The sequence below is a fragment of the Streptomyces sp. NPDC003042 genome (genome assembly GCF_053591315.1).
In genome coordinates this window covers 111984-132417 of record NZ_JBSFTP010000004.1, presented here as the reverse complement: position 1 = coordinate 132417, position 20434 = coordinate 111984, and the positions used below count along the sequence as shown (strand labels likewise).

The window sequence follows — 20434 nt, the reverse complement described above, 5'->3', positions numbered from 1 at the left end:
CCGCGTGATCCCCGGCGAAATCGCCTACGGGGACGGCCCGGTGCGCCTCAACGAGGGCCGTCCCGTCACCCGCCTGACCGTGCTCAACGCCGCCGACCGGCCCGTCCAGGTCGGCTCCCACTACCACTTCGCCGAGGTCAACCCCGGTCTCGACTTCGACCGCCCGGCCGCGCGCGGGCTCCGGCTCAACATCGCCGCCGGCACCGCCGTCCGCTTCGAGCCGGGCATCCCGGTCGCCGTGGAACTCGTACCGCTGGGCGGGCTGCGCACCGTACCGGGACTGCGCGGGGAGACCGGAGGGCCGCTCGATGGCTGAACTCTCCCGCGAGGTGTACGCCGACCTCTTCGGGCCGACGACCGGTGACCGGATCCGGCTGGCCGACACCGACCTCTTCGTCGAGATCGAGCAGGACCTCGGCGGCGGTCCAGGACGCTCGGGCGACGAGGCCGTTTTCGGCGGCGGCAAGGTCATCCGCGAGTCCATGGGCCAGGCGCGCACCACCCGGGCCGAGGGCGCCCCCGACACGGTGATCACCGGGGTCGTGATCCTGGACCACTGGGGCATCGTCAAGGCCGACGTCGGCATCCGCGACGGCAGGATCAGCGCCATCGGCAAGGCGGGCAACCCCGACACGATGGACGGGGTGGACCCCGCACTCGTCATCGGGCCCGAGACGGAGATCATCGCGGGCAACGGGAAGATCGTCACGGCCGGCGCCGTCGACGCCCATGTGCACTTCATCTCCCCGACGATCATCGACGAGGCCCTGGCCTCCGGAATCACCACCCTCGTCGGAGGCGGCACCGGGCCCGCCGAGGGCACCAAGGCCACCACCGTCACGCCCGGACCCTGGCACCTGGCCCGCATGTTCGCGGCGTTGGAGGCCTACCCCGTCAACATCGGCCTGCTCGGCAAGGGCAACACGATGTCCCGCGAGGCCATGCACTCCCAACTGCGCGGCGGAGCACTCGGCTTCAAGATCCATGAGGACTGGGGTGCCACTCCCGCCGTCATCGACGCCTGCCTGAACGTCTGCGACCGGACCGGCGCGCAGCTCGCCATCCACACCGACACCCTCAACGAGGCCGGATTCGTCGGCGACACCCTCGCCGCCATCGCCGGACGGACCATCCACGCCTACCACACCGAGGGCGCGGGCGGCGGGCACGCACCCGACATCATCACCGTGGTCTCCGAGCCCAACGTCCTGCCCAGCTCCACCAACCCCACCCGCCCGCACACCGTCAACACCGTCGAGGAACACCTCGACATGCTGATGGTCTGCCACCACCTCAACCCGGCCGTCCCCGAGGACCTCGCCTTCGCCGAATCCCGGATCAGGCCCTCCACCATCGCCGCCGAGGACATCCTCCACGACCTCGGAGCCATCTCGATCATCTCCTCCGACTCCCAGGCCATGGGCCGCGTCGGCGAGGTCGTCCTGCGCACCTGGCAGACCGCCCACGTGATGAAGAAGCGGCGCGGCTTCCTGCCCGGCGACGGACCCGCCGACAACCACCGGGCCCGCCGCTACGTCGCCAAGTACACGATCAACCCCGCCGTGGCCCAGGGTCTCGCCCGCGACATCGGCTCCGTCGAGCCCGGCAAGCTCGCCGACCTGGTGCTCTGGAGTCCGGCGTTCTTCGGAGTCAAACCCGCTCTGGTCATCAAGGGCGGCCAGATCGCCTACGCGCAGATGGGCGACGCCAACGCCTCCATCCCCACCCCGCAGCCGGTCCTGCCCCGGCCGATGTTCGGCAGCCACGGGCGCGCGCCCGCCCTGAACTCGCTCAACTTCACCGCGCAGGCCGCGCTCGACGACGGGCTGCCCGAAAGGCTCGGTCTCGGCAAGCGGTTCACGGCCATCGAGAGCACCCGCGAGATCAGCAAGACGGACATGAAGAACAACGACGCCATGCCGAGGGTCGAGGTCGACGCCGACACCTTCACCGTCACGATCGACGGCGAGGCCGTGGAACCGGCGCCCGCGGCGGAACTGCCCATGGCACAGAGATACTTCTTGTTTTGAAAGGGCCTCTTCTGATGGACGCGGCCCGATGAGCCTCGCCGCGCTGCTCGTCCTCGCGGACGGCCGCTTCCCCGCCGGGGGCCATGCCCACTCCGGCGGGGCGGAAGCCGCCTGCAAGGCCGGCCGCGTCCACGACGCCGCCACCCTCGCGGACTTCTGCCGGGGACGGCTGCACACCAGCGGGCTCACCGCCGCCGGGCTCGCCGCGGCCGCCGCCCTCGGGATCGACCCGGCGGAACTCGACACCGCCGCCGACGCCCGCACCGCCTCGCCCGCGCTGCGCGCCGCCGGGCGGCGCCTCGGCCGGCAGCTGCTGCGGGCCGCCCGGGCCACCTGGCCCGCCGCCGAACTCGACGCGCTGGCCGCCGCCTTCCCGCGCGGGGCCCACCAGCCCGTGGTGCTCGGGATCACCGCCAGGGCGGCCGGGCTCGGAGCGCTCGACGCCGCGCACGTGGCGGCGTACGAGAGCGTCAGCGGGCCGGCCACCGCGACGGTGCGGCTGCTGGGCCTGGACCCCTTCGAGGCGAGCGGGGTACTGGCCCGGCTGGCCCCCGAACTCGACGCCGTGGCCGCCGGGGCGGCCGCAGCCGCGCTTCGGGCCCGCGCGGAAGGCCTCGACGCCCTGCCCGCCGCTTCCTCACCCCTGCTGGACATCGCCGCCCAGGCCCATGCCGACTGGCCGGTACGCCTCTTCGCCTCCTGAGCGCCCCCGCCGGCCTCCGAACCACCCAAGGAGAACCCCATGCACCTCGACCCCGGCGTCACCTACCCGCAGCGGCACACGCACAGCGCCGACGCCGTACGCGCCGACGGCACGCGCCGCGCCCTGCGGATCGGGCTCGGCGGACCCGTCGGCTCCGGCAAGACGGCCACCGTCGCCGCCCTGTGCCGGGCCCTGCGCGCCGAACTGTCCATGGCCGTGGTCACCAACGACATCTACACCCGGGAGGACGCCGAGTTCCTGCTCCGCGAGGCCGTCCTGCCTCCCGAGCGGATCACGGCCGTCGAGACCGGCGCCTGCCCGCACACCGCCATCCGCGACGACATCTCCGCCAACCTGGAGGCCGTCGAGGAGCTCGAGGAGGCCTTCCAGCAGAGCAGCCCGCTCGACCTGATCCTCGTCGAGTCCGGCGGCGACAACCTGACCGCCACCTTCTCCAGGGGCCTGGTCGACGCCCAGATCTTCGTCATCGACGTGGCCGGCGGCGACGACATCCCGCGCAAGGGCGGCCCCGGTGTCACCACCTCGGACCTGCTCGTCGTCAACAAGACCGACCTCGCCCCCCACGTCGGCTCCGACCTGGACCGGATGGCCCGCGACGCCGCCGAACAGCGCGGTGTGCTGCCCGTCGCCTTCCAGTCCCTGCGCGGCGCCGAGGGCGTGGCCCCGGTGGCCGCGTGGGTGCGCGAGCGGATCGCCGCCTGGGCCACCCGGTGAGTGCCGCGGTGACCAGCGCGCCTCCCGTCACCCCCTCGGCGGCGGGCCTGCGGGCCACCGCCCGGATCGGGGCCGTCGCCGACGGCCGCGGCGGCACCGCCCTGCCGCTGCTGGCCGGGGACGGGCCGCTCGCGCTGCGCCGCACCCGGGGCGAGGGTTCGGAGGCGGGGGTCATGCTGGTCGGCGCGATGAGCGCCCCCCTCGGCGGCGACCACCTCACGGTCGAGGCGAGCGCGGGACCGGGCGCGCGCTTCGCCCTGCGCTCGGCGGCGGCCACCCTGGCCCTGCCCGGCCGGAGCGGCGAGGCCGCGCGGTACGACGTACGGCTGTCCCTGGCCGAGGACGCGGCGGTGCGGTGGCTGCCGGAGCCGCTGGTCTCCGTACGCGGCAGCGACCTGCGGGTGCGCACCCGCGCCGAACTGGCCCCCACCGCACGGCTGCTGCTGCGCGAGGAGCAGGTGCTGGGCCGCACCGGCGAGGTACCCGGCCTGCTGCGAAGCCGCCTCACCGTCACCCGGGGCGGGCGGGCGCTGCTGGACCAGGAGCTGGCCTGCGGCCCCGGCGCACCCGGAGGCTGGGACGGTCCGGCGGGGCTGGCCGGACACCGGGCGCTCGGTCAACTCCTGATCGTCGACCCGGCGTTCGAGGAGGCTCCGCCCGCGGCCGGGGTGCTGGGGGAGTTCGCCGTGCTCACGCCGCTGGCCGGTCCGGCCGTGCTCGTCACCGCCCTGGCCCCGGACGCCCTGCGGCTGCGCGAACTGCTCGACACGGCCTTGAGCGCCTACGGCTGGTGAGCCCCCTCGGGCAGGGGGACGAAGCGGGTACCGCTGAGCGGTACACATCTTCCCGATTATCGGATTGGCAAAGAACACGACCATGCCCTGTAGCCGTCGCTATTCTGCCGATCGTGAGTCAAGGCACCTTGGTCAAGCGGCAGTTCGGACACCGTGCCCGGCTTGCGCTGTCGCCTGCCCAGGTGTTGAAGACCGATGGCCAGGCGCACGCGGCCCGCACGATGTGGAATCTTCTCCACGCGTGGTGGCGGATGATGCCGAAAGAGAAGCGGACTCTTGCGAACGCGGACGCCGCGATCCGTCAGGCCCGCGAGGACATCGACTTCCTGGCCGTCCTTCCCGCGCAGGCGGCGCAAGCGGTGCTCAAGACGTATTTCCAGGCGTGGAAGAACTGCTGGGACGGCCGCGCCGACGCTCCGAACTTCAAGGGCCGGTTCCGCACGGTGATGTCGGTGGACGTCCCACAGGGCCGCGACTTGAACATCACCCGCGTGCATCGCCGCTGGGGCATGGTCAACATTCCCAAGGTGGGCAGGATCCGCTTCCGGTGGACGAAGGACCTGCCCGTGGGCAGGCATGCCAACGCGGAGAACCGGATCACCGGTGCGCGGCTGATCGAGGATGCACTCGGCTGGCACATCGCCTTCCGTGTCCAGACCTTGGAGGCCGAGCCGGAACCCCACCAGGGCCGGGGGTCGGCATCGACGTGGGTGTCACCGTGCCCATCGCTCTCTCGGACGGCGAGACGTACGGGCACGGGGCGTGGCTGACCGATCGGGAGAAGGCGAAGCTCCTGCGTCTGGAGCAGCGCGCCGCGCAGCGCAAGGCACACCGCAGGCCCGGCGAGCGCACCAGCCGCCGACTGCACCGCACCTACGACCAGATCGCTGGACTCCGCGCGAAAGCCAAGCGCCGGGCCCTGGACTGGCAGCATCAGACGACCACCACGATCGCCCGCACGTACGGCACCGTCGTGGTCGAAGCACTCACCATCACGAACATAGTCACCTCGGCCAGGGGGACCATCGAAGAGCCGGGGAGGAACGTCGCCCAGAAGGCTGGGCTGAACCGCTCCATCAGCGGGGAGGCATGGGGGCGGACGGTCGCCATGCTGACGTACAAGACCGCCCAGCATGGTGGCACCCTGCACAAGGTCCCGGCCCCGAACACTTCCCGGCGGTGCTCCGAGTGCGGCTTCATCACGCCCGGCAGTCGGGAGTCCCAGGCCGTGTTCGTGTGCAAGAACCCGGACTGCGGATGGTCAGGCAACGCCGACCACAACGCGGCCCGCAACGTCTTGCACCTGTACCGGATGGGCCTCGCGCTCATCCCGGCTGCCGGGAGGGCAGTCGTCAGGCGCGCACGCCGCGTCAAGCCCGCTGCCGCAAGGTAAGCAGGAATCTCCCGGCTTCAGCCAGGAGAGCACTTCAAGCGACCCTGTTCCCGACCCACGTGCGCCGCATGGTCGCCGACAGCGTGATCGACCCGGACCAGGACAACCTGGTCCAACGCCTGGATGAACCTGCCCTGCGCGACCTGGAAGTCGAAGCAGAGCAGGCCGATCGAGGTCGGTGCCCAGCGCGGTCTGGCGCCGGTGCTCATCGTCCAGTCCGAGCGGGACGCGGCCACGCCGTACGAGGGGGCGCTCTCACTGCACCGCCGCCTCGCCGGCTCGCGCCTGATCACCGAGAAGAACGCGGGCTCGCACGGGGTCACCGGCGTGGTGAACCCCTGCGTCAACACGCGGGTGGACACCTACCTGCTGACCGGCAAGGTCGACGCCCAGGACGTGACGTGCGCCCCGCACGCCACTCCGGTGCCGCCCGCCCCGGCCACCGCGAAGTCGTCGGCCCAGACCCAGGGCGCCGACGCGGGCGCCGGTCTCCCGGCCGCCGTCTTCCCGGCGCAGGAGGAGCTTCCGACCGTCCGTTAAGGGCACGGAGCACGTGGGGGAGGGGGCTCAGCGCATTCCGCGCCGGGCCCTCTTCCGCTTCTTCTCCTCTTCCTCGGCCTTCACCTCGCCCGCGTACCGGTCGACGTACTCCTGGCCGGAGAGGTTGAGGATCGCGTACATGATCTCGTCGGTGACGGCCCGCAGGACCGCCCGCTCGCCCTCCATGCCGGCGTACCGGGAGAAATCCAGCGGCGCCCCGAAGCGGATCGTGACCCGGCGGATCTTGGGGAGCTTCTGGCCGGGCGGCTGGATCTCGAAGGTGCCGACCATCGCGCAGGGCACGACCGGCACCCCCGCGCCGAGGGCCATCGCCGCGACTCCGACCTTGCCCTTGTAGAGCCGCCCGTCGTGCGAGCGCGTGCCCTCCGGGTAGATGCCGAGCAGCTCGTCCTTGGCCAGTACGGCGAGGCCCTCGCGCAGCGCCGCCTGGCCGGCGTCCTTGCCGGAGCGGTCCACCGGGATCTGCCCGGCGCTGCGGAAGAACGCGGCGGTCAGCCGGCCCTTGAGCCCCGGGCCGGTGAAGTACTCGGCCTTCGCCAGGAAGGTGATCCGCCGCTTCAGGATCGCGGGCATCAGGAAGTGGTCGGAGAAGGACAGATGATTGCCCGCGACGATCGCGGCCCCGTGTGCCGGGATGTTCTCCAGCCCCTCGATCCGCGGCCGGAACAGCAGCCGCAGCAGCGGGCCGAGCAACACGTGCTTGAGCAAGTGGTAGAACACCAGGCCGCTCCCGTCGATGCCCCGTTGTCACCGCCATCCTACGGACAGTGAGACGTCCGACAGGAGGGGCGGGGGCAGGCGAAGCCCGACTCCCCGCCGGGGAGTGGCTCAGAGGCTGCGGGAGGCGGCCAGCCCGACGGTCAGCAGCCCCAGCACCACCCAGCCGAACCACAGCCAGCCGTTGCTGCCGATGGCCACGGAGTACGTGGCTACGGCCACCAGGGCGGCGAAGGTCATGACGGCCATCGCCTTAACGGATCCGGTCATGCCCCATGGTGACGCGCGAAGGCGGTCCCGCGCTACTGGCCACGCGCTTGGAGCGAGGCGAGATAGGCGTTGTACGCCGCGAGCTCCTGGTCGCCGTTGCGGTCCTCGGCCCGGTCGGAGCGCTTCGCCGCCCGCTGCTCCGAGTGGTACCACTGGTAGACCAGCGCGATCAGCACCAGGACCGAGGGGATCTCGCTGAAGGCCCAGGCGATGCCGCCGCCCCACTGCTGGTCGAGCAGCGCGTCGATGCCCAGCGAGGCCGGCGGGTTCGCGTACGTCTTGATCATCGGCTCGCTCGCCATCATCAGCGCGATGCCGAAGAAGGCGTGGAAGGGCATGCCCGCGAACAGTTCCAGCATCCGCATCACATAACCGGGACGGTGCGGGCCCGGGTCCACGCCCATGATCGGCCAGAAGAAGACCAGGCCGACGGCGAGGAAGTGGAGCATCATCGCGATGTGCCCGGTCCGGCTGCCCATCAGGAAGTCGAAGACCGGGGTGAAGTACAGCGCGTAGAGGCTGGCGATGAACATGGGGATCGTGAAGGCCGGGTGGGTGATGATCCGCATGTACCGGCTGTGCAGCAGCATCAGCAGCACCTCGCGCGGGCCCTTGTGGCCGCGGGCGGCGGGCGGCACGGCGCGCAGGACCAGCGTCACCGGCGCCCCGAGGAGCAGAAGGATCGGGGTGATCATGCTGATCACCATGTGCTGCACCATGTGCACGCTGAACATGACCATGCCGTAGTCGTTCAGCTTGGTGCACATCACCAGGATCACGGTCAGCACGCCGAGCGTGAAGGCGACGGTCCGGCCCAGGGGCCAGGAGTCCCCGCGCCGGCGCAGCCGCAGCACGCCCCACCCGTAGAGGGCGAGGGCCAGCAGCGAGCCGAACAGGAAGAAGGAGTCGAAGGAGAACTCCAGCCCGCGCCCGAGAGTGAACGGCGGCAGGTCCATCTCCATGTCCATGCCGTGCCCGCTGTGATCCATCTGTTCACTCCCTTGACCGTGGTGCCCCACCACAGTAGTGCGGCCCCCGGACGCGATCGTGTCCGGGGGCCGCACTCAGAAGGGGGGAAACATCACAGAACGTTCTGCGCCTCGCTGTAGCGCGCGTTCGGAACCGTCTTGAGGGTCGAGGTCGCCTCGGCGAGCGGGACCATCACGATGTCCGTGCCGCGCAGCGCCGTCAGCATGCCGAACTCGCGCCGGTGCGCGGCCTCCACCGCGTGCCAGCCGAAGCGGGTGGCGAGGACCCGGTCGTACGCGGTGGGCGTGCCGCCGCGCTGGACGTGGCCCAGGATGACCGGACGGGCCTCCTTGCCGAGGCGCTGCTCCAGCTCGACGGCGAGCCGGTTGCCGATGCCGGCGAACCGCTCGTGGCCGTACACGTCCGTGCCGCCGTCCTCGAAGGCCATCGAACCCTCGGCCGGCTTGGCGCCCTCGGCGACCACGACGATCGCGAACCGCTTGCCCGCCGAGAACCGCTCGCCGACGATCGCCGTCAGCTCGTCGATGTCGAAGGGGCGTTCCGGCACGACGATCGCGTGCGCGCCGGCCGCCATGCCCGAGTGCAGGGCGATCCACCCGGTGTGGCGGCCCATGACCTCGACGACCATCACGCGCTGGTGCGACTCGGCGGTGGTCTTCAGCCGGTCCAGGGCCTCGGTGGCCACGCCGACGGCCGTGTCGAAACCGAAGGTCACATCGGTCGACGCGATGTCGTTGTCGATGGTCTTCGGCACGCCGACGATCGGCAGCCCGCCCTGCGAGAGCAGGTTGGCGGCCTTCAGGGTGCCCTCGCCGCCGATCGGGATGATCGCGTCCAGACCGAGGTCCGCCACATGTCCGCGCGCCCGCTCCACGCCGTCGCGCAGATGCGCGGGCTGGACGCGGGAGGAACCGAGGATCGTGCCGCCGCGCGCCAGGATGCCGCTCACGTCGTCGAGGTCGAGCTTGCGGTAGTCGCACTCCAGCAGGCCCCGCCAGCCGTCGTGGAAGCCGATGACCTCGTCACCGTGGTCGACGACGGCGCGGTGCACGACGGAGCGGATGACGGCATTGAGGCCGGGGCAGTCGCCTCCGGAAGTGAGCACACCAATGCGCATGGCAGGAAGAACCTTTGCAACGTGGGCCGACGACCGGACCACGTCGTCCGGTTGGAACTGGACGTCAGCCTACAAGCGGATCCGCAGTGGACTGAACCATCCTCCACATGCTGGTCATGTCAATCGTACGAAGACACCTCGACGGCGCCGGCCCGGACTCCCCGAGGGGAATCCGGGCCGGAAGGCCGTGCGGCGCGGCGGGGAAGCGCGCGTTACGCGGGCTGCGTGGCCGCGGCGATGCGCTCCGCGCGCAGCGCCTCGTACCAGCGGTCGTCTATGGCCGGCAGCGCGTTCACGTCGAGGGCCAGCTTGAGCAGCAGGTCCGCGATCAGCGGGTTGCGGGCCATGACCGGGCCGTGCATGTACGTACCGAAGACCGTGTCGTTGTACGCGCCTTCGGTGCCGTCACCGGTGCCGTTGCCGCGGCCGAGCCGGGTGCGGGCGAACGGCTTGGCCGTGGGGCCGAGGTGGGTGACGCCCTGGTGGTTCTCGAAGCCCGTCAGGGGCGGCAGGCCCAGGCGCGGGTCGATGTCGGCCAGTACGTCGCCGACGCACCGCTCGCCCTCACCGCGCACGGTGACGACGTCCAGCAGGCCGAGGCCCTGCTGGCGCTCGCCCACGTCGTTGACGAACTCCTGGCCGAGGATCTGGTAGCCGGCGCAGACGGAGAAGACGATCGCCCCGTTCGAGACGGCCCGCTCCAGACCACCGTCGCGCAGCAGGCGTTCGGCGGCCAGCCGCTGCGGCCGGTCCTCACCGCCACCGATCAGGTAGATGTCGCCGGAGGTGGGGATCGGCTGGTCGCTGCGCACGTCCACGCGCTGCACGTCCAGGCCGCGCTGGCGCGCCCGGCGTTCCACCACGAGGGCGTTGCCCTGGTCTCCGTACGTGCTGAGCAGGTCGGGGTAGACCCACACCAGACGCAGGCTGTTGTCGCTCATGCTCTTGTCCTTTATGGGTACTAGTTGCCGACGCGGCGGCGCACGTCCTGGAAGGCGGTGTAGTTGGCGATCAGCTCGATCTGTCCGGGCGGCGCGAGCTGCACGGCCTCGTCGAGGGTCTCGCACACCCGGAAGTCCAGGCCCGCGACCTCGAGGCGGACCGCGAGGTCCAGCTTGCGGTCACCGATCACGAAGATCGGGTGGCCCGCCAGGCGCGGGTAGTCCACGTCCCACAGCCAGGAGGTGTCGGTGCCGTCGGCACCGCGCGCGTTCACCGAGAGGATCACCGGCGTCGGCGGCGGATCGATCAGGGAAAACGTTTCGAGCCAGCCCGCCGGGTTCTTGGCGAGCAGCAGCCGCAGCTCGCGGCCCTGGAAGCTCACCACGTCGTAGCGGCCGGCGACGGCCTGCACCTGGTACATGCGCTCCAGCGCGACCTGCGGCGGCACGCCGAACACGGCGGCCACGGCGGCCGAGGTGGCGGCGTTCGCCTTGTTGGCGCGGCCCGGCAGCTGGAGGTGGATCGGCCACGCCGAACCGTGCGGGTCCAGCACGTGGTCGCCGGAGAGCACCCAGCTCGGGGCGGGGCGGCGGAAACCGCACTCGCCGCAGAACCAGTCGTCGCCCGGGCGCTGCATGACGCCACCGCAGGAGGGGCACGACCAGGCGTCGTCCTTCCACTCCTGGCCGGCGGCGACCCACACGACGTTCTGCGAGGACGACGCCGACCACACGATCAGCGGGTCGTCGCAGTTCGCGATGATGACGGCCTTTGAGCCCGAGAGGCCCTCGCGCCACTTCTCCGCGAGCATGCGGGTCTCGGCGGCGCGGTCCAGCTGGTCCCGGGAGAGGTTCAGCAGGGCGATCACCTTGGGGGTGACGTCCCGGGCCACTCCGGCCAGGTACTTCTCGTCGACCTCGATGACGCCGTACTTGGCGTCCGAGCCTCCGGCGAGAGCGGAGGTGATGCCCGCGGGCATGTTCGCGCCCAGCGCGTTGGAGACGACCGGACCGCTGGCCCGCAGGGCCTCCGCGATCAGGCGGGTCGTCGTGGTCTTGCCGTTCGTCGCGGAGACGAGGACGACATCGAGATGCTGCGCCAGCGCGCCGAGAAGATCGGGGTCCAGCCTGAGTGCGACCTTGCCACCGATCACCGATCCGCTTCCGCGTCCCGCGGCCCGCGACACCGCCGCCGCGGCCTTGCCCGCCGTCACGGCCAGCTTGGCCCGCGGCGAAAGCGGCTCCGTGTTGCCTGCCATCGTCCCTTGTCCTCCTTGCGTCGGTCGGCCCCAGCCTATCCAGTACCGGCCGGGGCCTTGACCGCGGCGCCCCAGGTCCGCCGCGGATCTCCTCATATGTTCGCCCGTCGTACTCTTACGGCCATGCGACAGCGCCCCATCCCCGGGACCACCGGACTCGTCCGCACCATGAGCCTGTTGGGTGATCCGGTGCTCCACTCGCCCTGCGCGGAGGTCACCGCCTTCGGCCCGGACCTCGACCGGCTCGTCGAGGACATGTTCGCGACGATGTACGCCGCCGAGGGCGTCGGCCTCGCGGCGAACCAGGTCGGCGTCGGGCAGCGGGTCTTCGTCTACGACTGCCCCGACGACGAGGACGTCCGCCACGTCGGGCACATCGTCAACCCGCGTCTGGTGGCGGCCGACGGGGACGAGTTCCGCGGCCCCGAGGGCTGTCTGTCACTGCCCGGCCTGGAGGCGGGCACCGTCCGCTTCGACCGGGCGGTCGTCGAAGGGGTCACCTCCGACGGGGCGCCGGTACGGATCGAGGGCACCGGGTTCTTCGCCCGCTGCCTCCAGCACGAGTGCGACCACCTCGACGGCACGGTCTACGCGGACCGGGTGACGGGGCTGCGCGCGCGCCGGCTGCGGCGGGCGATCCGCCGGGCGCCCTGGAGCGCGTAACCGCGGCTGGCGCGGTGTCAGAAACCGGGCCCGTCCGCCCGGTTGCCCGCGGTGCCCAGCCGGCCCCAGAGCAGATCGGTGAGGCCCGCGACCAGCTCGGCGCGCTCGCACGGACGCTCGCCGAGCCACCAGTCCCCGGCGGCGTGCATCATGCCGACGATGCCGTGTCCCCAGATCCGGGCGAGGCGTTCGCCGCCCGGTCCCAGGTCGACGCGTTCGCCGACCACCTGGGCCAGTTCCTCGCCGAGCCGGCGCAGCAGCGGGGCCGAGTGCAGGCCGACGTCGAAGCCGCGCTCGGTGCTGTGCGAGTCCTCGGCGGGGTGCATGAGGAAGCGGTACACCTGCGGGCGGGCCTCGATGGCGGCCAGGTAGGTGTCGAGGGTGGCCTCCACCCGGCGGCGGCGCTCCGCCGGGGCGTCGAGCGCGGCCCGCAGCGAGTCGAGCAGGGCGTCGGTGTGGCGTACGGCGAGTGCCTGGTAGAGGCCCGCCTTGTCGCCGAAATGGCGGTAGAGGATGGGCTTCGTGATGCCCGCCTCGGCCGCGATGGCGTTCATGGAAGCCTTGGGGCCGTCCCGGAGCACGACGCGGTCGGCCGCCTCGAGCAGTTCCCGCCGGCGGCGTTCGGCCGCTCCCGGCTCGCCGGCCTGCTGAGTGGTCTGCATGACGTGTTTCTCTCCCCGCCCTTGCGATGTGCGTGACGCCCACGCAACGTAACACCCCGCACACCCCCGGGATCGAATCGGCGGAGCTTGACAGTGCTTACCGGCCGGTAACAGACTGTGGCCCTTGTTCATGTTACCGGCAGTAACCGGCACAGTGGTTATTGCCGAGTCGCCACGTGAGACAGCTGGAGGGGACATGGCGGAGTTCACCATGGAGCTCAACGACGACCAGAAGCAGGTGCGCGACTGGATCCACGGCTTCGCCGCCGACGTGATCCGGCCCGCGGCCGCGGAATGGGACGAGCGCGAAGAGACTCCGTGGCCCGTCATCCAGGAGGCCGCGAAGGTCGGCATCTACTCCCTGGACTTCTACGCCCAGCAGTTCTTCGACCCGACCGGCCTCGGCGTCCCCATGGCGATGGAGGAACTCTTCTGGGGCGACGCCGGCATCGGGCTGTCCATCGTCGGCACCGGCCTCGCGGCCATCGGGGTCCTCTCCAACGGCACCGAGGAGCAGATCGGCACCTGGACCCCGCAGATGTACGGCGACCCGACCGACGTCAAGGTCGCCGCCTTCTGCTCCTCCGAGCCGGACGCCGGATCGGACGTCGGCGCGATGCGCACCCGGGCCGTCTACGACCAGGCGAAGGACGAATGGGTCCTCAACGGCACCAAGACCTGGGTGACCAACGGCGGCATCGCCAACGTCCACGTCGTCGTCGCCGTGGTCGACCCGGAGCTCGAAACGAAGGGGCACGCCTCGTTCATCGTGCCGCCGAACACGCCGGGGCTGTCGCAGGGCCAGAAGTTCAAGAAGCACGGCATCCGGGCCTCGCACACCGCCGAGGTGGTCCTGGAGGACTGCCGGATCCCCGGCTCCTGCCTGCTGGGCGGCAAGGAGAAGCTCGACGAGCGGCTCGCGCGGGCCAGGGAGCGGGCCCGCGGCGGCGGTGGCGGCGAGAGGGTCAAGAACGCCGCCATGGCCACCTTCGAGGCGTCGCGGCCGGCCGTCGGCGCGATGGCCGTCGGCACGGCGCGGGCGGCGTACGAGGTGGCCCTCGACTACGCCAAGACCCGGACCCAGTTCGGCCGCCCCATCATCGACAACCAGGGCGTGGCCTTCCAGCTCGCCGACATGCGGACTCAGATCGACGCGGCCCGGCTGCTCGTGTGGCGGGCGTCCTGGATGGCGGTCGCCGGCAGGCCGTTCACCTCGGCGGAGGGGTCGATGTCCAAGCTCTTCGCGAGCGAGACGGCCAAGAAGGTCACCGCCCAGGCGGTGCAGATCCTCGGCGGGAACGGCTTCACGCGGGAGTACCCGGTGGAGCGGATGCACCGGGACAGCGCGATCTACACGATCTTCGAGGGGACGAGCGAGATCCAGCGCTTGGTGATCGCACGCACGCTCTCCGGCATGCCGATCCGCTAGCCGCGGTTTTCCCCGGGCCGGGGCCTGCGCCCCGGCTCCCCGCCGCCCGGCTCCGGGCCTGCGGCCCGTGCGGGACCCGCTCCGGTGTGCGGCCGTCGGGTCGGACGGCTCCGGGCCTGTAGCCCCGTGCCGCACCGGTCCGGGCGTGGGCCGGGATCAGCGGCTCGGGGCCTGCGGCCCGTGCCGGGCCGATTCGGTCTGGGCCTGTCGGCCCGCGCTCCGGGCCGCGGCCCAAGGCGACCCGGTTCGCGGCTGCGGGCTGTGCCCAGGCCTACGGCCCATGGCCCGTCTCGGGCGGCTCCGGGGTGCGGCCCGTGCCGGTCTGGGCCTGTCGGCCCGTGCTCCGCGGCCCAAGGCGACCCGGTTCGCGGCTGCGGGCTGTGGTCTGGGCCTATGGCCCCGGCCCGTGCCGGCCGGGTCGGGCTGGGCCTGGTGGGCCGTTCTCCGGGCCGGGGGCCAAGGCGAGCCGGTTCGGGGCTGTGGTCCGGGTCTACGGCCCCGGGCGTGCTGGGCCGGGTTTGGGTCCGTGGGTCGCGCTTCGGGGGTGGTGCGGTCCGGGACGGGGCGCTTCGGGCCGGGCGGACGCCCCGGGGGCCGTGGCCGCGCCGGGCCCTGCCGTCCCCGGGTCGGGTGGGGTCGGTGTGTTCCTGCTCTCGTTCGGGGTGGGCTTCGTGGGGCCGCGCCCCCGTGGGCCAGGGGCTCTCCGGGGGAGAATGATCCGGATCGCGGGCATGAGCGGATCGTAACCGGGCATACACACGGTGAACTGGACCGCGGATATGGGTTCCGTCCGGGGGTGGCGATCAGCAATACTCACCGCCATCGTGGATCGCGGATTCGACCGGGTGACCACCGGCCCTCCCGCCCCACTCTGCGAGGAGGTGCGCCATGTGCTCTCACCAGCCCCCCTGCCCGACCGCCGACAGCGCCGATCACGACGCCGCCCGCACCGTGGCCTTCCGCCCCGAACAGGGCTGGAGCCTGCTGTGCAACGGGGCCGTGGTCTTCGACGACACCGGTGAACTGCTCCCCGACGGCCGCACGGTGGAACCTCGCCGCCTGGCCCAGGTCTGAGCGAGGAGGCAGCATGCGCCAGCAGCTGATCCGCAAGCCCGTCCCCAAGCCCGCGCCCCGAGACCTGGACCTGCGCACCCCGTCGGGCAGACCACTGCCGTACTGACGGGACGTGCCCCACCGGCCCGGAATCAGCCGGTGGGCGCCGCCGCGCCGCCCAGGAACGCCGTCTCGTACGCCTCGTCCCCGATCGCCGCCCGGGCCTGCCGTTCGCCCCGGTCCCGCAGGGCCGTGAGGGAGGGCGCGCCGCCCATCTGCGGTCTGCCCACCGTGCGCCACCACGCGTGCCCGGCGCCGAGCAGCCGCGCGGCCAGTTCCCCGTCGCCCAGCGCAGCCACCGCCGCCGCGAGCAGGTCCAGGCCGAGCGCGATGCCGAAGCGGTCGCCCAGCAGTCGCTTGCCGGACAGCATGGCCCGTACGTGCCGGGCGGCCTCGCCGTGCTGGCCGAGCCCGAGCGCGGCGACGGCCAGGATGTAGTCCGCGTAGGCCCGCAGCCAGCGCTCGCCCAGTTCCGCGCACGCCTCGCGCAGCCCGCGCGCCTCCTCCGTCGCCTCCTCGAAGCGCCCGAGATCGCACAGCGCGTATCCGCTGGCCAGCCGGCACAGCAGCCAGCCGGCGCCGCTGGTCCGGCCCCCGTGGCCCGCCCGCCCCCGGGGCCCCGCCAGCGCGAGCGCCGCCGTGGCGTTCCCCGGCATCAGGACCGAGACCGCCAGCAGGTAGGCCGCGCGCAGCTCCCCTTCCGGATCGGCGAGGCCGGCCGTGGCCCGCGTGCACCGCTCGCCGAGTTCCCGGGCGGTGTCCATGTCGCCCTGGAGCAGCGCCGTCAGTCCCAGCGCCCACAGGGCCCGGGCGTGGGCGGCCCCGGTGTGCGGGGCCTCGAGCAGGGCCCGCTCGAGGAAGCCCCGTCCCTCGTGGACGTGACCGCACGAGAACCAGAAGAACCACAGCGCCCCGGCCATCTCCAGCGCCGCCGTGGGGTCCGAGCCGAGCAGGTGCTCCAGGGCCGTGCGCACCTGCGGGTGCTCCCCGGTCATCCTGCGGTACCAGTCCACCTGCCCGGGGCCCAGCCAGCCCTGCTCGGCGGCCTCGCAGAGCGCCGCGTACCAGTGCGCGTGCCGGTCCGCGACCGTCGGCGTCTCGCCGAGCTCCGCCAGCCAGTCGTGGCCGAACTCGCGGATCGTGTCCAGCATCACGTAGCGGGCTCCCGCCCCCCGTTCCTCGGAGCGGCGTACGACGGACTTCGCGACCAGGCCCTCGAGCACCCGCTCCACCCGGGAGGCGGGTAGCGGGCCGCCGGAACACACAGCCCGGGCGGCGGCCACGTCGAAGTCCCCGGTGAACACCGACAGCCGGGCCCACAGCAGCCGTTCCACGGGCTCGCACAGCTCGTGGCTCCAGCCGATCGTGGTGCGCATCGTCCGGTGCCGGGGTGGCAGCGCGGCGCGGCTGTCGGACAGGCGGGTGTCGGTCAGGCGGGTGTCGGTCAGTACGGCGAACCGCGCGCTCAGCTTCTGCGCCATCTCTTCCAGCGTCCACAGCCGCATCCGCGCGCCGGCGAGCTCCAGGGCGAGCGGGATGCCGTCCAGGCGGCGGCACACCTCGGCCGCGAGCTCGGCGTGCCCGGGATCCGTGAACGCCTCGGCGGCCTCGGGCTTCGCGGCGAGGGCGCGGGCGCGGAAGAGGACGAGGGCGTCGCTGTCGGGTCCCTCGACGGGCAGTGGGCGGACTTCGAGGACCGTCTCGCCGGGGGAGCCGAGCCGTTCCCGGGAGGTGACCAGTACCGTCAGGCGGGGGGCGGACTGCAGGAGTTCGCCCAGCAGGTGCCGGACCTCGGCGACGAGGTGCTCGCAGGTGTCGAGGACGAGCAGGAGTTCCTTGTCGGCCATCCACGCGCACAGTTCCTCGTCGAGGGGGTGCACGGAGTGATCGGCGAGGCCGACCGCGTGGGCGACGGTCGTGGTGAGCAGTTCCGGATCGCGCAGCGGTGAGAGTTCCACCCACCAGACCCCGTCGGGCCGGGCCTGGCGAGGGTCGGCGGCGGCCCGCAGGGCGAGGCGGGACTTGCCGACACCGCCCACCCCGGTCAGGGTGACCAGCCTGCGTTCCCGCAACAGGTCGTCGAGCGAGGCGAGTTCACTCGCGCGGCCGACGAAGCTCGTGGCGGCGGCCGGCGGTAGGTTTCCGCGCACGGCGCGAGCGTCCGGCGTGGGTTCGCCGCACGCGGAGTCTGTCTGATTGTCGTTGACCGAGTACTCACCGAACACGGATGTATTGTGCGCGATCTTCCTCCGCGACAGTGCCGTTCGGGCAAGTTCGGGCAAGTTCCAGCCAGTTCGGCCGTCGGCCCGCCGCCTCAGCCGGGCAGTACGAGGCGCTGCTCGGCGCAGAACGCGCCCCAGTTGCCGTCCGGCAGCCGGGCACGCAGCTTCAGGGTCCAGGCGGTACCGGCCGGTTCGGTCGCGGTGAGCCGGTACCCGACCCGCCCCCGCGGTACCGCGCCCGCGCCGAACTGGATCACGGTGACCGGCTGTCCATTGACGTAGAGCTGGTACTCGGTGGTCGCGCGGCCGGTGTCCGGGGCGCTCCAGGACAGCTCGACCGCGCCGGGAGAGGCCGTTGCCGTGAACGCGCCGGGCGCGGTCCCCGGGCCCCGGCCGGGGTCGGGCGGGGTGGTCACGACCACCGCCGGGCCGTCGGGGGAGGAGTTGTCGGAACCGTCCCGGGCCCGGACGGTGAAGGTGTAGGCGGTGCCCGGCTGGAGTCCGGTGAGGGTGGTGCCGGTCTCATCGGGACCGGCCGTGTGGATCCGGACGCCGCCCTGGTGGACGTCGTACGCCGTCACGCCCACGTCGTCCGTCGCCGGGGCCCAGCTCAGCCGGACCGCGTGGGGTCCCTCCGCCCGGCCCGTGGTGGCCGGCGGAGCGGCGGGTGCCTGGCGGTCCTCGGCCCGGGCGGCCGGGGTGGTGGCGCGGGCTTCCGCGCTGAGGGGGGAGCGGTTCCCGGCGGCGTCCTCGGCGCGGACGGTGAAGGCGTAGGCCGTCCGCGGGGCGAGGCCGGTGATGTCCACCATCGTCTTGTCGGCCGCCAGGTCCCGGACGAGCTGCCCGTTCTGGAACACCTGGTACCCGGTGACTCCGTCGGCGGTCGCGGCCGCCTCCCACATCACGTGCACGGAACTGGCGCTGCCCGCCCGGGCGGTGAGCCCGGCCGGGGCGTGCGGGGGCTCGGTGTCGGCCGCCGCGCAGGCCGCCAGGGCCGTGAGGGCCAGGCAGAGGGCGAGCACCCTCGGCAGGGGGCGTGGCGGAGCGGTGCGTCGCACGGGCCTTCCCTCCGCCCCCTCGTAAAGCGCGTAAAGGTCTAGACATTTATGGCACGGGCGCCGGAGGCCCGGCAAGGCCCGTGCGGACCGGGTTCGCCGGCTTCCGATCATATCTGGCATTATTGCGACCTCTTTGCAATAACGGATGATCGCGAACAGGGATGTGCAGAGCATGACGGCCCGGACAGCACGGGGAGTGGCCGCTACGACGCTGGCCGCCGCCCTCATCACGGGCGTGGCGGCCTGTTCCCAGCCGGCGGGAGCCGGGGGCGGAGCGGGGGACGCCGGGTACTCGGCGGTCGTCGGCATCGCGACCGAACCGGAAAGCCTGAGCCCGCTCCTGGGCTACGGCAAGGACGGCAACTCCAAGATCTTCGACGGGCTGCTCACCCACGACGCCGACATGCGGCTGCGGCCCGCGCTGGCCGAGGCCCTGCCGGAGGTCTCCGCGGACGGGCGCACGTACACGTACAAGCTGCGCCAGGGCGTGAAGTTCAGCGACGGAGCGCCCTTCTCCGCCAAGGACGTCGTCTTCACGTACGCGACGATCCTCGACGCGAGGACGAACAACGCGTCGAAGACCGAGCTGGACGCGATCGAGAGCGTCGTGGCGCAGGGGGAGGACCGGGTCGTCTTCACGCTGAAGTACCCCTACGCGCCCTTCGCGGAGCGCACCGTGCTGCCGATCGCCCCCGAGCACGTCGCGGGGAAGCAGGACGTCAACAGCGGCGACTTCACGACCCGGCCCGTCGGCACAGGCCCCTACCTGCTCACCGGCTGGTCCAAGGGCGAGAAGCTCAGCTTCAAGGCCAACCCTTCGTACTGGGGCGGCGAGCCCGCGGTGAAGAAGTTCACCATGGCCGTCATCAAGGACGACGACGTGCGCGCCACCCGCCTGCGCTCCGGTGAGCTGGACGCGGCGATCCTGCCCCCGAACCTCGCCAGGGGCTTCAAGGAGGACAAGGCGCGCAGGATCTACGCCGCCAAGACCTTCGACTACCGCACGGTGACTCTGCCGACACATAACAAGGTCACCGGTGACATTGCAGTGCGACAGGCGCTGGACATCGCCGTGAACCGCGGCGCCATGGTCGACCAGCTCCTGGACGGCGCGGGCAAGGCCGCGCACGGCCCGGTCCCCACCGACAGCCCGTGGTTCACGGCCGGCACGGAGCGCCCGTACGACCTCGACAAGGCGAAAAAGATCCTCGACGACGCCGGCTGGAAGGCCGGCGAGGACGGCGTCCGTGCCAAGGACGGGGTCCGTGCCTCCTTCCCGCTCTGGTACACCTCCGGCGACAAGATCCGCCAGGACCACGCGCTGGCCTTCGCCTCCGACGCCAAGAAGGCGGGCATCGAGATCAAGACCGAGGCCGGGACCTGGGAGGTCATCGAGCCGCGGATGAAGACGGACGCCGTCCTCGCGGGCGGCGGCTCCCCCGCCGACCCGGACTTCGACCAGTACCTGCTGCTGACCTCCTCACTCGCGGGCGACGGCTTCAACAACATGGCCTGGTACGACAACCCGGTCGTCGACCGGGCCCTGGCCGACGGCCGCCAGAGCGCCGACCCGGCCGCCCGCAAGGCCGCCTACGACACCGTGCAGCGTGAGCTCGTGAAGAACCCGGGCTACGTCTTCCTCACCCACATCGACCACCTCTACGTCGTGGGAGACCGGTGGGACGGCCCCAGCACCCAGGTCGAGCCGCACGACCACGGCCTCGGCTCCGGCCCGTGGTGGAACGTCGAGAACTGGAAGCCGAAGCAGAAGTGAGCC

The 20434-nt window shown here is 72.1% G+C and carries 18 protein-coding genes and 2 pseudogenes; 11 read left to right on the top strand and 9 right to left on the bottom strand.

Annotated elements, in window-relative coordinates; all coding sequences use genetic code 11:
• Positions 1–4 precede the first annotated feature (4 nt).
• The 7 genes and pseudogenes from ACWDYJ_RS03890 to ACWDYJ_RS03860 form a co-directional block, all read left to right on the top strand.
• Complete coding sequence (locus ACWDYJ_RS03890; protein ID WP_451563854.1) at positions 5–316, top strand: urease subunit beta; 312 nt, start codon at positions 5–7, stop codon at positions 314–316.
• On the top strand, positions 309–2030 hold the full coding sequence (locus tag ACWDYJ_RS03885; RefSeq protein ID WP_451563853.1) for an urease subunit alpha: 1722 nt from the start codon (positions 309–311) through the stop codon (positions 2028–2030). The genes ACWDYJ_RS03890 and ACWDYJ_RS03885 overlap by 8 nt, the downstream gene beginning before the upstream one ends.
• Positions 2031–2058: 28 nt before the next feature.
• A complete protein-coding gene (locus tag ACWDYJ_RS03880; protein ID WP_451563852.1) occupies positions 2059–2733 on the top strand; it encodes an urease accessory protein UreF in 675 nt (224 codons plus the stop codon).
• Positions 2734–2772: 39 nt separating this feature from the next.
• Positions 2773–3468, top strand: a complete 696-nt coding sequence (gene ureG, locus ACWDYJ_RS03875; protein ID WP_451563851.1) for an urease accessory protein UreG — start codon at positions 2773–2775, stop codon at positions 3466–3468.
• Positions 3469–3476: 8 nt separating this feature from the next.
• Positions 3477–4262 carry an urease accessory protein UreD gene (locus ACWDYJ_RS03870; protein ID WP_451563850.1) on the top strand — a complete coding sequence of 262 codons (786 nt, stop codon included), beginning with the start codon at positions 3477–3479 and terminating at the stop codon, positions 4260–4262.
• Between the two features lie 113 nt (positions 4263–4375).
• Positions 4376–5655, top strand: a pseudogene (locus ACWDYJ_RS03865) (RNA-guided endonuclease InsQ/TnpB family protein).
• 105 nt (positions 5656–5760) lie between these two features.
• Positions 5761–6195: pseudogene (locus ACWDYJ_RS03860) on the top strand (alpha/beta hydrolase); the annotation flags it as partial.
• 27 nt (positions 6196–6222) lie between these two features.
• Here the strand turns inward: ACWDYJ_RS03860 and ACWDYJ_RS03855 are convergent.
• The 6 genes from ACWDYJ_RS03855 to ACWDYJ_RS03830 form a co-directional block, all read right to left on the bottom strand.
• A complete protein-coding gene (locus ACWDYJ_RS03855) occupies positions 6223–6936 on the bottom strand; it encodes a lysophospholipid acyltransferase family protein (protein WP_451563849.1) in 714 nt (237 codons plus the stop codon).
• A 108-nt stretch (positions 6937–7044) separates the two neighbouring features.
• Positions 7045–7203: a hypothetical protein gene (locus ACWDYJ_RS03850; RefSeq protein ID WP_451563848.1), complete on the bottom strand. Its 159-nt coding sequence runs from the start codon at positions 7201–7203 to the stop codon at positions 7045–7047.
• Between the two features lie 32 nt (positions 7204–7235).
• Positions 7236–8192, bottom strand: coding sequence for a cytochrome c oxidase assembly protein (locus tag ACWDYJ_RS03845; protein WP_451563847.1), 957 nt, complete (start codon positions 8190–8192; stop codon positions 7236–7238).
• 92 nt (positions 8193–8284) lie between these two features.
• On the bottom strand, positions 8285–9310 hold the full coding sequence (locus ACWDYJ_RS03840; RefSeq protein WP_451563846.1) for a 6-phosphofructokinase: 1026 nt from the start codon (positions 9308–9310) through the stop codon (positions 8285–8287).
• A 212-nt stretch (positions 9311–9522) separates the two neighbouring features.
• Positions 9523–10251, bottom strand: coding sequence for a type 1 glutamine amidotransferase (locus ACWDYJ_RS03835; protein ID WP_451563845.1), 729 nt, complete (start codon positions 10249–10251; stop codon positions 9523–9525).
• A 20-nt stretch (positions 10252–10271) separates the two neighbouring features.
• Entirely contained in the window at positions 10272–11510 is a 1239-nt protein-coding gene (locus tag ACWDYJ_RS03830; RefSeq protein ID WP_451563844.1) for a MurT ligase domain-containing protein, read from the bottom strand.
• A 123-nt stretch (positions 11511–11633) separates the two neighbouring features.
• On the opposite strand from ACWDYJ_RS03830, the gene def reads away from it, so the two are divergent.
• Positions 11634–12173 carry a peptide deformylase gene (gene def / locus ACWDYJ_RS03825; protein ID WP_451563843.1) on the top strand — a complete coding sequence of 180 codons (540 nt, stop codon included), beginning with the start codon at positions 11634–11636 and terminating at the stop codon, positions 12171–12173.
• Between the two features lie 17 nt (positions 12174–12190).
• On the opposite strand, the gene ACWDYJ_RS03820 is transcribed toward def, so the two are convergent.
• Positions 12191–12835 (bottom strand): TetR family transcriptional regulator, encoded by a 645-nt coding sequence (locus tag ACWDYJ_RS03820; protein ID WP_451563842.1) that lies wholly within the window; start codon positions 12833–12835, stop codon positions 12191–12193.
• A 196-nt stretch (positions 12836–13031) separates the two neighbouring features.
• Between ACWDYJ_RS03820 and ACWDYJ_RS03815 the strand changes: the two genes are divergently transcribed.
• The gene (locus ACWDYJ_RS03815) at positions 13032–14264 is read left to right on the top strand and encodes an acyl-CoA dehydrogenase family protein (RefSeq protein WP_451563841.1); all 1233 of its coding nucleotides are present in this window, start codon (positions 13032–13034) and stop codon (positions 14262–14264) included.
• 888 nt (positions 14265–15152) lie between these two features.
• Positions 15153–15338: a DUF5999 family protein gene (locus ACWDYJ_RS03810; RefSeq protein ID WP_451563840.1), complete on the top strand. Its 186-nt coding sequence runs from the start codon at positions 15153–15155 to the stop codon at positions 15336–15338.
• A gap of 131 nt (positions 15339–15469) precedes the next feature.
• On the opposite strand, the gene ACWDYJ_RS03805 is transcribed toward ACWDYJ_RS03810, so the two are convergent.
• Both ACWDYJ_RS03805 and ACWDYJ_RS03800 read right to left on the bottom strand, forming a co-directional pair.
• A complete protein-coding gene (locus ACWDYJ_RS03805) occupies positions 15470–17527 on the bottom strand; it encodes an ATP-binding protein (RefSeq protein WP_451563839.1) in 2058 nt (685 codons plus the stop codon).
• A 164-nt stretch (positions 17528–17691) separates the two neighbouring features.
• The gene (locus tag ACWDYJ_RS03800; RefSeq protein ID WP_451563838.1) at positions 17692–18657 is read right to left on the bottom strand and encodes a fibronectin type III domain-containing protein; all 966 of its coding nucleotides are present in this window, start codon (positions 18655–18657) and stop codon (positions 17692–17694) included.
• Positions 18658–18829: 172 nt separating this feature from the next.
• Here ACWDYJ_RS03800 and ACWDYJ_RS03795 point away from each other — a divergent pair, with 172 nt between their 5' ends.
• Complete coding sequence (locus ACWDYJ_RS03795) at positions 18830–20431, top strand: ABC transporter substrate-binding protein (protein ID WP_451563837.1); 1602 nt, start codon at positions 18830–18832, stop codon at positions 20429–20431.
• The last annotated feature ends 3 nt before the right edge of the window (positions 20432–20434 follow it).